Annotated in this window: 13 protein-coding genes; 6 read left to right on the top strand and 7 right to left on the bottom strand. The window is 58.4% G+C overall.

Going from position 1 to position 14,688, the window contains the following annotated elements:
- Window positions 1-23: 23 nt before the first annotated feature.
- Both WH50_RS07615 and WH50_RS07610 read right to left on the bottom strand, forming a co-directional pair.
- On the bottom strand, window positions 24-1,649 hold the full coding sequence (locus WH50_RS07615) for an aldehyde dehydrogenase (NADP(+)) (RefSeq protein ID WP_110186778.1): 1,626 nt from the start codon (window positions 1,647-1,649) through the stop codon (window positions 24-26).
- A gap of 114 nt (window positions 1,650-1,763) precedes the next feature.
- On the bottom strand, window positions 1,764-2,726 hold the full coding sequence (locus WH50_RS07610) for a LysR family transcriptional regulator (protein WP_110186777.1): 963 nt from the start codon (window positions 2,724-2,726) through the stop codon (window positions 1,764-1,766).
- A 186-nt stretch (window positions 2,727-2,912) separates the two neighbouring features.
- On the opposite strand from WH50_RS07610, the gene WH50_RS07605 reads away from it, so the two are divergent.
- From WH50_RS07605 to WH50_RS07585, 5 genes are all read left to right on the top strand, one after another.
- Window positions 2,913-4,100: a fumarylacetoacetate hydrolase family protein gene (locus tag WH50_RS07605; RefSeq protein WP_110186776.1), complete on the top strand. Its 1,188-nt coding sequence runs from the start codon at window positions 2,913-2,915 to the stop codon at window positions 4,098-4,100.
- 115 nt (window positions 4,101-4,215) lie between these two features.
- Window positions 4,216-6,000, top strand: coding sequence for an IlvD/Edd family dehydratase (locus WH50_RS07600; protein WP_104155584.1), 1,785 nt, complete (start codon window positions 4,216-4,218; stop codon window positions 5,998-6,000).
- 296 nt (window positions 6,001-6,296) lie between these two features.
- A complete protein-coding gene (locus WH50_RS07595) occupies window positions 6,297-6,821 on the top strand; it encodes a TRAP transporter small permease (protein ID WP_110186775.1) in 525 nt (174 codons plus the stop codon).
- A complete protein-coding gene (locus tag WH50_RS07590; RefSeq protein ID WP_110186774.1) occupies window positions 6,821-8,095 on the top strand; it encodes a TRAP transporter large permease subunit in 1,275 nt (424 codons plus the stop codon). The genes WH50_RS07595 and WH50_RS07590 overlap by 1 nt, the downstream gene beginning before the upstream one ends.
- 93 nt (window positions 8,096-8,188) lie before the next feature.
- Window positions 8,189-9,238, top strand: coding sequence for a TRAP transporter substrate-binding protein (locus WH50_RS07585; protein ID WP_110186773.1), 1,050 nt, complete (start codon window positions 8,189-8,191; stop codon window positions 9,236-9,238).
- A 133-nt stretch (window positions 9,239-9,371) separates the two neighbouring features.
- Here the strand turns inward: WH50_RS07585 and WH50_RS07580 are convergent, their stop codons facing one another.
- The 5 genes from WH50_RS07580 to WH50_RS07565 all read right to left on the bottom strand — a co-directional run bounded on the left by WH50_RS07580 (window position 9,372) and on the right by WH50_RS07565 (window position 13,042).
- Window positions 9,372-9,884, bottom strand: a complete 513-nt coding sequence (locus WH50_RS07580) for a thioredoxin family protein (protein ID WP_110186772.1) — start codon at window positions 9,882-9,884, stop codon at window positions 9,372-9,374.
- A gap of 56 nt (window positions 9,885-9,940) precedes the next feature.
- On the bottom strand, window positions 9,941-10,282 hold the full coding sequence (locus WH50_RS07575) for an FKBP-type peptidyl-prolyl cis-trans isomerase (RefSeq protein WP_110186771.1): 342 nt from the start codon (window positions 10,280-10,282) through the stop codon (window positions 9,941-9,943).
- A gap of 167 nt (window positions 10,283-10,449) precedes the next feature.
- A complete protein-coding gene (locus tag WH50_RS07570) occupies window positions 10,450-11,211 on the bottom strand; it encodes an alpha/beta hydrolase-fold protein (RefSeq protein ID WP_165838348.1) in 762 nt (253 codons plus the stop codon).
- 11 nt (window positions 11,212-11,222) lie between these two features.
- Complete coding sequence (locus WH50_RS26310; protein ID WP_165838347.1) at window positions 11,223-11,387, bottom strand: hypothetical protein; 165 nt, start codon at window positions 11,385-11,387, stop codon at window positions 11,223-11,225.
- A gap of 302 nt (window positions 11,388-11,689) precedes the next feature.
- Window positions 11,690-13,042, bottom strand: coding sequence for an MFS transporter (locus WH50_RS07565; protein WP_110186769.1), 1,353 nt, complete (start codon window positions 13,040-13,042; stop codon window positions 11,690-11,692).
- A 517-nt stretch (window positions 13,043-13,559) separates the two neighbouring features.
- Here WH50_RS07565 and WH50_RS07560 point away from each other — a divergent pair.
- Entirely contained in the window at window positions 13,560-14,540 is a 981-nt protein-coding gene (locus WH50_RS07560; protein WP_110186768.1) for a LysR family transcriptional regulator, read from the top strand.
- Window positions 14,541-14,688 lie beyond the last annotated feature (148 nt).

Genomic DNA, 14,688 nt, shown 5'->3' with positions numbered 1-14,688 from the left:
AAACGTTCGCCATGATCAGCCCGTCAGGGCAGCGCACGCCGTGACTGTTCACCATTGACCAGACGGGAAATGCCCAGTGGATTGGCGTTTTGCAGCGCCGCAGGCAACAGCGCATCGGGGCAGTTCTGGTAGCACACCGGACGCAGGAAGCGATCGATCGCCAGCGTTCCGACCGAGGTGCCACGCGCATCGGAAGTAGCTGGATACGGGCCGCCATGGACCATGGCATCTGACACCTCTACCCCGGTGGGATAGCCGTTGATCAGCACCCGCCCGGCCTTCTGTTCCAGAATGGTCATCAGGTCTGCCGCGCCAGCCAGCTCGTCGGCTTCGCCGATCAGTGTCGCGGTCAGCTGACCATGCAGTGCCTGCAGACAGGCCAGCAGTTGGGCATGATCAGCGACTTCCACCACGATGGTGGCCGGGCCAAAAATCTCTTCCTGTAGTAGCGCATCGCCCTGCAGCAGCATGCTGACATCGGCTTTGAACAGCTGTGGCTGAGCACAGCGATCAGGCGCTTCCTCACCGGCCAGTGGCGTGATGCCTGAGTGCTGACGCAGCACGGCACAGCCTTTGCGGTAACTGCTGAGTACGCCGGAGTTGAGCATGCACTGCACCGGCTGGTCGGCCATTCTGGCAGTCAGCTGGTCAACAAAGGCGCTGAATTCAGCGGAGCGAATACCCAGTACCAGACCGGGATTGGTGCAGAACTGCCCTGCTCCCAGTACCACGGAGGCGGTCAGCTCGCTGGCAATCTTTTCGCCACGTACTGACAGTGCCTGTGGCATCAGAATGACGGGGTTGATGCTGCTCATTTCCGCAAACACCGGGATGGGTTGCGGACGTGCCGCCGCCATATCACAAAGCGCCCGGCCACCGTGCAGCGAGCCGGTGAATCCAACCGCCTGAATAGCCGGGTGTTTGACCAGTGCTTCACCCACACCGGAGCCAAACACCATGTTGAATACACCGGCAGGCATGGCGGTTTTCTCAGCGGCGCGAACAATGGCTTCGGCTACTTTTTCAGCTGTGCCCATATGGCCGCTGTGGGCCTTGAACACCACCGGGCAACCTGCGGCCAGCGCGGATGCGGTGTCACCACCGGCAGTGGAGAAAGCGAGAGGGAAATTACTGGCGCCAAACACCGCGACCGGGCCAACGCCCAGACGACACTGGCGCAGATCGACACGCGGCAACGGCTGACGGTCAGGCAGTGCCAGATCAATGCGGGCGCCGTAGAAGTCACCGCGTTTCAGCACCTCTGCGAACAGGCGCATCTGACCACTGGTACGGCCACGTTCGCCCATGATCCGCGCGGCGGGTAAGGCGGTTTCCTGCTGGACCAGTTCGACGAAATCGGTGCCTAGTGCATCCAGCTCATCGGCGATGGCACAGAGAAAGTCGGCACGCTGGCTGGCTGGCATACTGCGAAAGGTAGTAAAGGCAGCGGCAGCAGCATGGCAGGCGGCATCGACTTCAGCGACGGTGGCCTGATAAAAAGGCATGGGCAGTGCGTCACCGCTGGCGGCTGCGCGGCTATACAGCACGACGCTGCCTTCAGCACTACGCTGACCGCCAATAAAGTTGTGACCAGCGAAGCCTTGCTTGGACTGACTGGACAGATTGGATTGACTGGACTGATCGGACATCGTTTTTTACCGTCCCGTGGTTGGTCATGGGCGGTAATCTATGTCGCGGATCGATTCATTCCCAATGGTATTTTTGGATTAAACGATAACCATTGGGAATCAGTAGAGGCACCGTCAGGGTGTTTCAGCGGCCTTTTTACCCAGCGTTCTGTCGGCATTATTTTGCAGAATATCGGCAAACTCCCGGGCCGGGCCGAACAGCTGTTCGTCTTTGCGGGTCAGGATGCCGTAATACTGCGGCGTGAGGTCCAGCGGGGTGTCGATCACGGACAGATCACCGCTTTCCACATGGGGGCCGACCATCGCCACCGGCAGCATACCGATCATCGGGCCGCGCTGGAGCAGCTTGAGGAAAGTCTGCATGGAAATGGTGACGATGGTGTTCTGCGGAATGGCTACGCCGGCACGGGCGAAGGCTTCTTCCATCCGGTCACGAATGGGTGTGCCCTTGGGATACAGCAGCCAGGGCCAGTCCACCAGCTCATGCAGGGCGCGTGGCCCCTGCCCGCTGATCGGATGTCTGGTACTGGTCACCAGACAAAAAGGCTCCGGGGCCAGCGGTGTGAAATCAAAGCGCTGCTGCTGCCCCTCTTCGGTATAGCGACCAATGGCCAGATCAATCACCCGGTTCTCCAGCATTTGCATCAGCTGGCCGCTGGTCTGCTCCACCACTTCAATCTCCAGCAGCGGCGAGCGTTGTTTGATCTCCACAATCGCCTCGGGCAGCACCACGGCGGTAGCGGCGAAAATCCCTCCCACTTTCAGATACCCGTGGCCACCGTTGCTCAGGTTGTTGATCTGATCGACGAAGCTCTTGGCATCGTTAAGCATGATCTGGGCGTAGCGCACCACATGCTCGCCGAGCGCCGTGGGCGGCATGCTACGGGGCTGTCGCTCAAAGATGTCGAAACCGAGCAGCCCTTCAATTTCTTTCAGCATCTTGCTGATGGCGGGCTGGCTGAGGTTCATCTGCTGTGCGGCGAGATGCATGTTGCGGGTGCGTCCGAGCGTATCGATCAGTACCAGATGGCGGAACTTCAGCCAGTTGCAGAAGGAGGAAACAGTCAGATTAGTCATGGTGTCTCTTGTTCTTGTCGCACGATCTTCAAGTCGATCTTCGGGTCGTTCTTAAAATGGTCAGTAGCCGCATCGGACACTGCGCATTTCGATAACGGATCGTTATCGAATCTTAAGAAGATGTCATTGGAGTTTATCGACATGGGCGCCTAGTGTGTAGCTCATACAGGCTAGGAAATCCTAATCATGACAACACATCTCGTTCCTGCACTGACTCCCGCCAACAGTCTGCCTGCTGATGCAGAGGTGGCCACGCTGGTTGGCCGTGCCTGGGTTCCTGGCGCCGTTGCCGGCCCTTCTCCCGTGGTTATCCGCAACGGTCAGGTGTATGACCTGTCCTCCGCTTTCGCCACCCTGAGTGCCCTGCTTGAACAGTCTTCTCCCCTGCAGGCGGTACGCGCTGCCGAGGGTACATTGCTGTGCAGCGTCGACGCATTGCTGGCCAACAGCAGCGGCGCTATTGACCCGACACAGCCTTCCCTGCTGGCTCCGGCTGACCTGCAGGTGATCAAGGCTGCCGGTGTGACCTTTGCTTCATCCATGATTGAGCGTGTGATCGAAGAACAGGCCGGTGGTGATGCTTCCAAGGCCGAAGGCGTGCGCGCACTGGTGCGTGATGTCATCGGCGACAACCTGCGTGCGGTCAAGCCCGGTTCTGAACAGGCCATGCGCCTCAAGGAACTGTTGATCGAAAAAGGCATGTGGTCACAGTATCTGGAAGTGGGCATCGGCCCTGATGCTGAAATTTTCACCAAGGCACCGGTACTGGCCGCCGTGGGTTCAGGTGCTGAGATCGGCATCCACCCCAAATCCGAATGGAATAACCCCGAGCCTGAAGTCGTGCTGGCGGTCAGCAGTCAGGGGCAGATTCACGGTGTGACGCTGGGTAATGACGTCAACCTGCGTGACTTTGAAGGCCGCAGCGCACTGCTGCTGAGCAAAGCCAAAGACAACAATGCCTCCTGTGCCCTAGGCCCCTTTATTCGCCTGTTTGATGAGCACTTCACTCTGGATGACGTGCGCAACTGCGTCATTCAGCTCGAAGTAAAAGGCACTGACGGTTACGTGCTGCAGGGCTCCAGCTCCATGGATCAGATCAGCCGTGACCCGGAAGACCTGGCGTCACAGGCACTGAACGGTAACCACCAGTATCCCGACGGCTTCCTGCTGTTCTGCGGCACCCTGTTTGCGCCGACGGAAGACCGCGATCATCCGGGCGGTGGCTTCACCCACAAACTGGGTGACAGCGTCAGCATCAGCAGCCCACGCCTTGGTGCCCTGCGTAATGTGGTCACACACAGTGACCGTGCCACACCCTGGACCTTCGGTATCGGCGCGCTGATGAAGAATCTGGCCCAACGCGGATTGCTGTAACGGCGTGCACTGAATTTATTGCCAGCGTCGTGAAGCCACATCTCATCAGAGTAATACCCTGCCGGCTTCACGCCGCACCGTCACGATAATAACGAATAACAGACGAGACCCAACCATGAGCAACAACACCAAGCGCCGTTTGCGCAGCCAGGACTGGTTTGATGATCCAAGCCATGCCGACATGACTGCCCTTTATGTCGAGCGTTACATGAATCAGGGTCTGACCCGCGATGAGCTGCAGTCAGGCCGTCCTATCATCGGTATTGCCCAGACCGGCAGTGATCTTACCCCCTGTAACCGCCATCATGTCCAGCTGGCCGAGCGGGTCAAGGCCGGTATCCGCGATGCGGGCGGTATTCCGATGGAATTCCCGGTGCACCCCATTGCCGAGCAGAGCCGTCGCCCTACTGCGGCGCTTGATCGCAATCTGGCCTATCTCGGTCTGGTGGAAGTGCTGCATGGTTACCCGCTCGACGGCGTGGTGCTGACCACTGGCTGTGACAAGACTACCCCTGCCTGCCTGATGGCAGCGGCGACCACTGACCTGCCAGCCATTGTGCTGTCAGGCGGCCCAATGCTGGACGGTCACCACAAAGGTGAGCTGATCGGCTCCGGCACGGTGATCTGGCATGCCCGCAACCTGCTGGCCGCTGGCGAGATCGATTACGAAGGCTTTATGGAAATGACCACCGCGGCGTCGCCGTCGGTTGGCCACTGCAACACCATGGGTACCGCCCTGTCGATGAACGCCATCGCGGAAGCGCTGGGCATGTCGCTACCCGGCTGTGCCAGTATTCCAGCGCCCTATCGTGAGCGCGGTCAGATGGCTTATGCCACCGGCAAGCGCATCTGCCAGATGGTGTGGGATGACATGCGCCCCTCACAGATCATGACCCGCGAATCCTTCGAGAACGCCATTGCCGTGGCGTCGGCGCTGGGTGCCTCCAGCAACTGCCCTCCCCACCTGATCGCCATTGCCCGTCATATGGGTGTCGAGCTGAGTCTGGATGACTGGCAGCGCGTCGGCGAGTCAGTACCTCTGCTGGTGAACTGCATGCCCGCAGGCAAGTACCTCGGTGAAGGTTTTCACCGTGCAGGCGGCGTCCCTGCCGTCATGCATGAGATGCAGAAAGCAGGCAAGCTCCACGAAAACTGCCAGACCGTCAGCGGTAAGACCATCGGTGAGATTGCCAGCGCCAGCGCGACCAGCAATGACGATGTGATCAAGCCTTACGATGAGCCGCTGAAACACCGTGCAGGCTTTATCGTGCTGAGCGGTAACTTCTTCGACAGCGCCATCATGAAAATGTCGGTAGTGGGTGAAGCCTTCCGCAAGACCTACCTGTCCAAACCCGGTGAAGAAAACACCTTCGAAGCCCGCGCCATCGTGTTCGAAGGGCCGGAGGACTATCACGCACGTATCGACGACCCGGCGCTGGAAATCGACGAAAACTGCATTCTGGTGATTCGTGGTGCTGGCACCGTCGGCTATCCCGGCAGTGCTGAAGTCGTCAACATGGCGCCACCTGCAGCACTGATCAAAAAAGGCATCGACTCCCTGCCCTGTCTGGGTGACGGTCGCCAGAGCGGCACCTCGGCCAGCCCGTCGATTCTGAACATGTCACCGGAGGCTGCGGTGGGCGGTGGTCTGGCGCTGTTGCGGACCAACGATCTGCTGCGCATCGACCTCAACAACCGCAGCGTCAATGTGCTGGTCAGCGAGGAAGAGCTGGCGCGCCGTCGTGTTGACTGGCAGCCCAATATTCCTGAGTCACAGACGCCCTGGCAGGAGCTGTACCGTCAGCTGGTCGGCCAGCTGTCGACCGGCGGCTGTCTGGAACCGGCCACCTTGCACATGAAGGTCATCGCCCGCAGTGGCCCACCCCGCCACTCACACTGACCGGCTGCAGCATTACGCCGCCGGTCACTGAGCCATGGCGCTTTAAATCGCTATTTCCGCTCCGTTCTTCCGCCTCTGCCGGTGTATTCCTTCATACCGGCCAGAGCGCGACAGGGCCTGATTCAGCCTGAATGTGCGGACATGGCAGAAGGGATGGCACTGCACAGCCACTGTGCCAATGCCATCCAACCGATAGAGCATGAGCATAGCGACACCTGAAACCTGCGGCTATTTGCAGGTATCGGCTGGTGGTGACGCTGACTTCGCTCCTGTTCCTGCAACGAGGATTCCCCGAGATGACGAGCCTCATTCATCGTCTGGAAAAGTTCATTGAATACCTCATGGCGGCAGCCCTCGCCGTCATGTTTGTTGCGGTATTCGCCAACGTCGTCCTGCGCTATGTGTTCGGCTCAGGTATCGCTGCTTCCGAAGAGCTTTCGCGCCTGCTGTTTGTCTGGCTGATCTTCCTGGGTGCCACTCTGGCCATGGGTCGTCATACCCATCTGGGCTTTGATCTGGTTCAGCGCGCCCTGCCGGCACCGCTGCGCAAACTGTGCGCCATCGTTAGCCACGGCTTGATGCTCTACAGCCTGTGGTTGTGTCTGGAAGGCAGCTGGCATCAGTTCGAGATCGGCCTGCGCATCACCTCCACCGTGATGAAATACCCACTGGCCCTGATGGCGGCTTCTGGTCTGGTACTGGCACTGGGCATGGGGCTGTATCTGCTGGCCAACCTGATTCGCATCCTCATCGGCCATCCTGATGCGCATATTCCCGGCCAACACCGTCATGACCTTACTGCTGCCGAGGAGATGCACTGATGACTCTGGCATTGTTCCTGCTGGCGCTGCTTGGCTTTATGGCGCTGGGCATGCCGATTTCCTTTGCCCTGATCATGACCGGCGTGGCCATGATGTGGCATCTGGACTTCTTCGACCCCCAGCTGGTCGCACAGAACCTGATCAGCGGTGCAGACAGCTTCCCGCTGATGGCCGTGCCCTTCTTTATCCTTGCTGGCGAAGTGATGAACGCCGGGGGTATTTCCAAACGCATCATCAATCTGGCCATTGCCTGCGTCGGTCATCGTCGCGGTGGCCTCGGTTTCGTTGCCATCATCGCCTCAGTGATTCTCGCCAGTCTGTCCGGCTCGGCCATTGCCGACACCGCTGCACTAGCCACCCTGCTGCTGCCGATGATGCGTGACAACGGCTATCCGGTCGGCCGCTCTGCAGGTCTGATCGCATCAGGCGGCATCATCGCGCCGATCATTCCGCCCAGCATGCCGTTCATCATCTTTGGTGTGACCACCAACCAGTCCATCAGCCAGCTATTCATGGCCGGTATCGTCCCCGGCATCATCATGGGCCTCGGTCTGGTACTGGCATGGAAGTGGTGCATGGGCAAGATCGAGATCAAACCCCAGCCGCGCAAGAGCATGAAGCACCGTCTGGCGGTAGCCAAAGACGGCATTCTGGCGCTGCTGATGCCCGTCATCATCATCGGTGGTCTGCGTGGAGGTCTGTTTACCCCCACTGAAGCGGCGGTCGTTGCCGCGGGCTATGCCCTGCTGATCAGTCTGGCGGTATACCGCGAGCTGGACTTCAAGGCACTGGTGCCGCTGTTTATCCGCGCCGCCTACACCACCAGCGTGGTGATGTTCCTCTGCGCTGCCGCCATCGTCTCCTCCTACATGGTGACCCTGGCCGACCTGCCCTCTGAGCTGGTTGATCTGCTGGCCCCGCTGCTCGACAGCCCGCGCCTGCTGATGGCCACCATTGTGCTGGCGATGATCCTGATCGGCATGGTGATGGACCTGACACCCACCATCCTGATTCTTGGCCCTGTGATGATGCCGCTGGTGATCAAGGCCGGTATCGACCCGATCTACTTTGGCGTGATGTTCGTGATGGTGGGCTGCGTCGGTCTGATCACTCCGCCCATCGGTACGGTACTGAGCGTGGTTTCCGGCGTCGCCCGGCAGCCGATGGAAGTCATCGTGCGCGGTGTCATGCCTTTCCTGCTGGTGTATCTGGTGATTATCGCGCTGCTGGTGGTATTCCCGGGCATTGTCACCGTACCGGCAGCCTGGCTGTAGAAAGCGTTACGCAAGAACAAGGTTACTGTCGCGGATACCCCGCACCCACCCGTGTCCTGGACACAGATGTTTTAACCCGAAGGAAGCAAAATAATGAAAACAACGACCTCCGTTACTACCTCCAAAAAGGTACTGAAATCCCTGACTGCGGCTGTGCTGGGTGTCACCCTGAGCCTGGGCGCGGTCAGCTCCTTTGCTGCTGAGATCAACAACCGCCTGATCCGCTTCGGCTACGGTCTGAGTGAAGACAGCAAACAGGGCGAGTCAGTGAAGTTCTTCATCGAAGAAATGAAGCGTCTGTCTGACGGCAAGTTCAAGGTCAAAGGTTTCGCCAACGCCTCGCTGGGTAACGAAATGCAGATGCAGAACGCGCTGATCGGTGGCGCTCAGGAAATGATGATGGGCGCAACCTCGTCGCTGGTCGGCATCGACAAGCGATTCGGCATCTGGGATCTGCCCTTCCTGTTCGACAAGCCCGAAGTGGCTGACAAGGTGTATGACGGCAAAGTCGGTCAGGAGCTGCTGGACGGTCTGCAGGCTCAGGGGCTGGTAGGTCTGGTGTACTGGGAGAACGGCTTCCGTGATCTGACCAACTCCAAGCGCCCCATCGAGAAGATGTCTGACATGGATGGCGTGAAACTGCGCGTCATGCAGAACCCCATGTATCTGGACCTGTTCAACAGCATGGGCGCCAACGCGATTCCCATGGCCTTCTCCGAGCTGTTTACCGCACTGGAAACCGGTGCGGTGGATGGTCAGGAAAACCCCTACACCACTATTCAGTCCAGCAAGTTCTATGAAGTTCAGAAGTACATGAGCCTGACCCACCACGTGTACAGCCCCTGGGTCATGCTGATCAGCAAAAGCTTCTGGGACAAGCTGAGCGATGACGAAAAAGCCATCGTCAAACAGGCTGCCGTTACCTCACGCGATTACGAGCGCAAGCTGAGCCGCGAACAGGCCGCCGAGTCTCTGGCATTCCTCAAGCAGCACATGCAGGTGAATGATGTTCCTCCTGCTGAGCTGGACAAGATGCGCGCCAAGGCCAAAGTGGTTGTCGATGCACAGGCCAAGGAGCTGGGTGAAGATCTGGTGAAACAGCTGTTCACCGCCATTGATGAGGCCAAACAGCAGGTCAACTAATTGCTGACTGCCGGTTAAAAAACAGCCCGCTGTTGATGAAACAGCGGGCTGTTTTGTTTGTGCTATCAGTTGGCTATTGCTTTACCAGCAACCCGCCGGGCTTAGCTGGTCGTATAAGTTGCACGCAAGCGGCTTAAATAGTCTCGCCAGTGGCGATCACCGCCAGCACATCATTGAGCGTCGCGTCCATATAGAGGCCCTGACGATAGTCTGCTCTGGTCTGCTCTGACCATTGCTCAACGACCGCGCGCGGTTGCTCGATAAACAGACCGAGTTGCTCAAACTGCTCATCCAGCACAATCACCAGAGGAATCGATACCTTCTCAAGGCCAAGACGTTTCTTCAGATCATCCTCAGCGCGGCCTTTGGTGATGATGGCCAGACTGACTCTGGGCTGCGCCTTGCACAGATACTGCAGGGCCGTGATGTTGACGTGGCAGTCCGGGCACCACATTTCACCGACAATCAGCAGATGGTAACGACCTGTCAGTGCATCAATGCGCTGCAGGGTAGCGTCTGAGATCGTGCCGGGCTGTCCCACCTTGCTGACCAGTGCATCCACAGCCGCCTGCTCGCTGGCAAGCCCACCACGTACAAAGCTGGCGAAGTCCTGGCCGATGTCGAAGAGTTGTTGGAAAGTTGCCATGAGGCTCATCCTGTGTTGGAGCGGATCAACGGTTTGCAGCACGCGGGCAAAACCGTTCAGTCATCACGATTCATGACTTCCAGCAGTTCGATTTCAAAGTTCAGATTGGCGTTGGCGGGAATGATATTGCCAATGGCGCGCTCGCCGTAGCCCAGATAGGCAGGGACCCACAGCTGGCGTTTGCCGCCTTCTTTCATACCAAGCAGGCCCAGCACCCAGCCCTGAATAACCTTGTTGGTGCTCAGTACACACTGGAAAGGCTCACCACGCTTGTGGGATGAATCAAACTCGGTACCGTCGTCCAGCCAGCCGCGGTAATGCGCCTTGATCAGCGCGCCACGTTTGATGGCCTTGCCCTCACCTACTACCAGATCATCAATTTTCAGTTCGTCTTGCATAAATCGGTCTTGTCAGCCTGTGCCTGAGCGTGTTGGTACGGATCAGAAAGGCGGCATTATAGCCAAACTGATGTCAATTACTCGTCTTTGCTGTCCGGAAGAAAGGGAGGTTACTTATCAAGCTAACGAGCGCAAGCGGTACGCCTGTGGTTGAGTTGAACACAGGGCTATATCGCCGAATCGAGCAAGAGATGGGAGGTGCTGACGGTCGGCTCTGCTGGCCGCTCCGTGGTGAACTGCACAAAGTGATGGGGAATCTGAGCCCGCTGCAAATCCTGATGACAGGCGGTGATGGCCTGATTGAAGGCATTGTTGCGCTGACTTATCACCAGCGTGATACAGGAGTGCTGTAGCTGCTGCTGATTACGTCGCATCCACACCCAGGGGGTAATGCGCTCCATCGGCACCTCGGCGCCGGCAGCCATCATCACCGGCTGAATGGCGGTAATGCGACCAAAGAGGTGCGGATACTTGAGCCCCAGATACAGCGCACCGTAAGCGCTCAGGTGTATGCCCTCGATACTGCTGCCCTGCCCACCCAATGATACGCCGAAGCGTTGCTGGATCTTTGGCAGCAGCAGTTCGAGAGCAAAGTGCTCCAGCGCCCGTTCTCCCTGATGGGAATCCATATACCAGCTGACAGGCAACGGATCAGTCACCACCACGATGGCGGGAGCCTGCTCGGTATGACTGCTCAGCGCAGCAACCATTGCATCTGTCAGAGAGTCACTGGTGCTGTCCTGCAGCCAGAAGCGTACCGGAACAGGCTGGCTGGATGGCAGCATCTGCACGGGTATCGCCACCCGAACCCGCACGGCATCTGGCTGAGCCGCCGCCAGCGCAGGCGGCAGCCGTAGTGTGAAGGTCTCAAGGTTAGCGGGATGCCCGAATGCTGCTATCACAGGCGAACGGACTGACAAGTCGTGCACGGGAAAGGTCATCAGGGCTGATATCGACTGACCTCAATACCTGTTCCTACCGGCAGCAGCACGCTGGTTATCCCGGAAATAGTCGGCGCCGCCCCTGTGCTTGGCCGGCGATAACGTGGCGGCCGGTTGCACAGGGGGATTCCATTCAGGGTGTAGGGGCTAAACAGTGCCAGCATAAGACGACTCCTTCTCTTCCTTGAAAGAGACGAATGAGAGGGTTACCAGAATAGGGCCGGTGCTTGCGTTCATCATGTTGCACCTAGGTGGACAAGGCGGAAGGAGCTACAGATTCGGCACACATCAGGCTATAGCGCTGACATTGCGCCTGACAGCGAAGTGCTGAATGCCGTACTGGAGGGGTTGATACGCCTGCCGGGGCGCAGATCCGCTGCTGGGATCAGGTAACACCTGCCAGCCTCCGCAGATAGGGAGGCTGGCAGGCGCTCAGCCCTCCTGAACGCGTTAGCCGCCTGATTAATCAGTTAGCGGCTTCAGCTGTGGTGCTGGCCTCGTCGGCCTGACGTACCGCAGGTGCTCTGGTGCCCATACCGATCAGCGACACCGCCAGTGTGGCTATTGCACCGGGAATCGCCAGTGACAGGAAGTTCACCTGATGCGGCAACGCCATCGCCAGCAGGGCACCACCGATAATCGGCCCGAGTATGGCGCCGTTACGACCGACACCCGATGCCCAGCCCAACCCGGTAGAACGCACATGAGCGGGATAATATTGCGCCACACAGGCATACAGAATGATCTGCGAACCAATGGTGGTCGCCCCGGCAATCGCCACCAGGGTGTACAGCACCCACATGGGATTTTTATAGCCGAGCAGGACCAGTGCGATGGAGCCAAACAGGAAGAACGTCACCAGCACTGACTTCAGGGAAAAACGATCAGACAGCCAGCCGCCACCGATTGCACCGACAATGGCCCCCACGTTCAGAATCATCAGGAACATCAGGCTGGAACTCAAAGGATAGCCCGCCAGCGACATCAGCTTGGGCAGCCAGGAGCCGAGGGCATAGACCATCAGCAGGCAGCAGAAGAACGCCAGCCAGAACATCGCCGTGCTCATCGCCCTGCCCTGACTGAACAGCTCGGCCATGGCCGCTTTGCGTGATGGTGATGCCGTCACACTGAAACTGTCCTGATCCTGAATCGTCAGCTGCGGTGCTACCTGCCGCATGACTGTACGCACCGTGTCGGTTTTGCCCTGTGCCAGCAGGAAGCCCACCGAGTCAGGCAGCGAACGGATAATCAGCGGCACCGCCAGCATCGGCACAATGGCGAGGAAGAACATCACCTGCCAGCCATAGGTGGGCACAATCCAGATCCCCAGCCCGGCAGACAGCATGCCGCCAACGGCATAACCGCTGAACATCAGCGCCACCAGCGTGCTGCGACTGCGTTTTGGCGAGTATTCGCTCATCAGAGAGACCACGTTCGGCATCACCCCGCCGATGCCCAGCCCGGCGATAAAACGCAGTACACCGAACTGCATGGGGGTGGTCGCAAACCCGTTGATAGCGGTGGTGACGCTGAACAGCGTCAGACAGACAAGAATGACTTTTTTGCGGCCGATCCGGTCCGACAGCATGCCGAAGCCCATCGCCCCGAACATCATGCCAAACAGCGCACTGCTGCCCAGCAAGCCGGCGATCTGTGGGCTCAACTGCCATTGTTTCATCAGGATGGGTAACACCACGCCGTAGATCACCAGATCATAGCCATCAAAGATGATGATCAGCGTGCACCAGAACAACACTTTCCAATGGAAGGGGGTAAAGCTGGCATTGTCGATAATGCCGTTCACTTCATGATTCTTCATTGCGTTCAACCCTGTCGTTATTTTTGTATTCGTTTGCATGAGAAACGGGGTGCAGCATGTCAAACCGCGGCTCTTTTCAGACAAAAGCGTGCCCCTGCAGCTATCACGGCATAGCGCGGCATGGTTTTGTCAGGAAGAGAAGCGAGCCCGGCACACGATGCTGCCTGGCAAAAAGGAAGGTCAGTTTGGATTGGTCAGTCAGCGCTCTCCTGCTCCGGTAAGAAGGTGTTCACGATCTTGTGAAGATCGCTCAAAGATCAGCGATGCAGGTTCTGACAACGTCCCCTGCTCTGCACGGTTCGTACAACTTTTGTGCACGTTTGATCACGCTACCGGAGCACCCGGGTGGCAACAAATATCAAATAAGTAAGCAGACATACTCTGCAGGTATGTTTTCCTGAGCCATCTCGCGCTACTTCTGTCATTTTCACTTATAGAGAATAAATGCTTGCCTGCGGGTGGACTATTGAACCAGTCTTCACGCTCATACACCCTGATCTGCTTTACTGGAGTGCAAATGATCCGGCTGGAAGACCTGACGCTCTTTGTTCGTTCCGCCGTGCTGGGCAGCTTTTCCAATGCGGCCCGCGAGGCCAACCTGCTGCCGGCGCAGGTCAGTGCGGCCATCAAGCGGCTGGAGCGTGACCTCAATGTGCGCCTGTTTGCCCGCTCCACCCGCAGCCTGCGTCTGACAGCGGAAGGTGAACAATACCTGCCCTACGCCCGCGATGTGCTGCGTACCCTCCAGCTCGGCCATGAACAACTGCAACAGGGCGAACAGGAGCTGCAGGGCACCATCCAGATTGCGGCCCCGTCTGATCTTGGCCGTAACGTCATACTGCCCTGGCTCACTGCCTTTCGCCGTGAACACCCCAGAGTCAATCTGCGTCTGCAGCTGTCTGATCAGGTCACCGATGTTTTTCGTGATCCGGTCGACGTCGCCCTGCGTTATGGCGGCAGCGACGACGCCAGCTATATCGCCATGCCGCTGGCGGCAGATAATCGCGCTGTGCTGGTGGCATCGCCCGGCTATATCGCCAGCCATCCGCCGTTGCTGAGCCCGGCGGATATTCCTCAGCACAATGGCTTGCTGTACATGATTCGCGGACGGTTGTTTGATCAGTGGCTGTTCAGCCGGGGCAACGAAAGTCAGCAGGTGACGGCGCGCGGCGGGCTCATTTGCGACGATGCGGATGTGGTCCGCCGCTGGGCCGTAGAGGGTGAAGGCATTGCCTATAAGTCGTGGATGGATGTGGCCTCTGATGTGCGTCAGGGCCGCTTGCAACTGCTGCTGCCGGAATGGAGTGGGCGCAGTGTGCCCTTCAATCTGGTATGCCCGCACCGCAAGCAGCTTTCACCTGTGGTGCGGGCCTTATATGCGTACCTGAAGACACGCAGTGACATCGTGATGGAAGGATTGCCGGGTTTGCCGGGCTTGTCTGCTGATCAGGCTGCAGTAACACCGGCCAGCGTCATCCGGCCAGAGCCGTCAGAATAATTGCCCCGACGGCCCTGCTCCCTGCATTCTTGCGCCTTAGCAAGCTGTTGAAAAACGTTATCGAGGCAGCCGAGACAAGGAAAACACAGGCGAAAAAGCGGAGTTTAGTGGACTAAATGAGCATTTTTGAGCCTGTTTTTGACGCGGT

Origin of the sequence: Pokkaliibacter plantistimulans, from assembly GCF_003194385.1 — a bacterium.
Lineage (GTDB): Bacteria > Pseudomonadota > Gammaproteobacteria > Pseudomonadales > Balneatricaceae > Pokkaliibacter > Pokkaliibacter plantistimulans.
This window is presented reverse-complemented; position numbering and strand designations above follow the sequence as displayed.

Bases quoted from the DNA above. Each gene is read 5' to 3' on its own strand.
- WH50_RS07560 (WP_110186768.1), top strand. From the start codon at position 13,560: ATGATCCGGCTGGAAGACCTGACGCTCTTTGTTCGTTCCGCCGTGCTG.
- WH50_RS07565 (WP_110186769.1), bottom strand. From the start codon at position 13,042: ATGAAGAATCATGAAGTGAACGGCATTATCGACAATGCCAGCTTTACC.
- WH50_RS07585 (WP_110186773.1), top strand. From the start codon at position 8,189: ATGAAAACAACGACCTCCGTTACTACCTCCAAAAAGGTACTGAAATCC.
- WH50_RS07605 (WP_110186776.1), top strand. From the start codon at position 2,913: ATGACAACACATCTCGTTCCTGCACTGACTCCCGCCAACAGTCTGCCT.
- WH50_RS07590 (WP_110186774.1), top strand. From the start codon at position 6,821: ATGACTCTGGCATTGTTCCTGCTGGCGCTGCTTGGCTTTATGGCGCTG.
- WH50_RS07610 (WP_110186777.1), bottom strand. From the start codon at position 2,726: ATGACTAATCTGACTGTTTCCTCCTTCTGCAACTGGCTGAAGTTCCGC.
- WH50_RS07615 (WP_110186778.1), bottom strand. From the start codon at position 1,649: ATGTCCGATCAGTCCAGTCAATCCAATCTGTCCAGTCAGTCCAAGCAA.
- WH50_RS07575 (WP_110186771.1), bottom strand. From the start codon at position 10,282: ATGCAAGACGAACTGAAAATTGATGATCTGGTAGTAGGTGAGGGCAAG.
- WH50_RS07595 (WP_110186775.1), top strand. From the start codon at position 6,297: ATGACGAGCCTCATTCATCGTCTGGAAAAGTTCATTGAATACCTCATG.
- WH50_RS26310 (WP_165838347.1), bottom strand. From the start codon at position 11,387: ATGCTGGCACTGTTTAGCCCCTACACCCTGAATGGAATCCCCCTGTGC.
- WH50_RS07600 (WP_104155584.1), top strand. From the start codon at position 4,216: ATGAGCAACAACACCAAGCGCCGTTTGCGCAGCCAGGACTGGTTTGAT.
- WH50_RS07580 (WP_110186772.1), bottom strand. From the start codon at position 9,884: ATGGCAACTTTCCAACAACTCTTCGACATCGGCCAGGACTTCGCCAGC.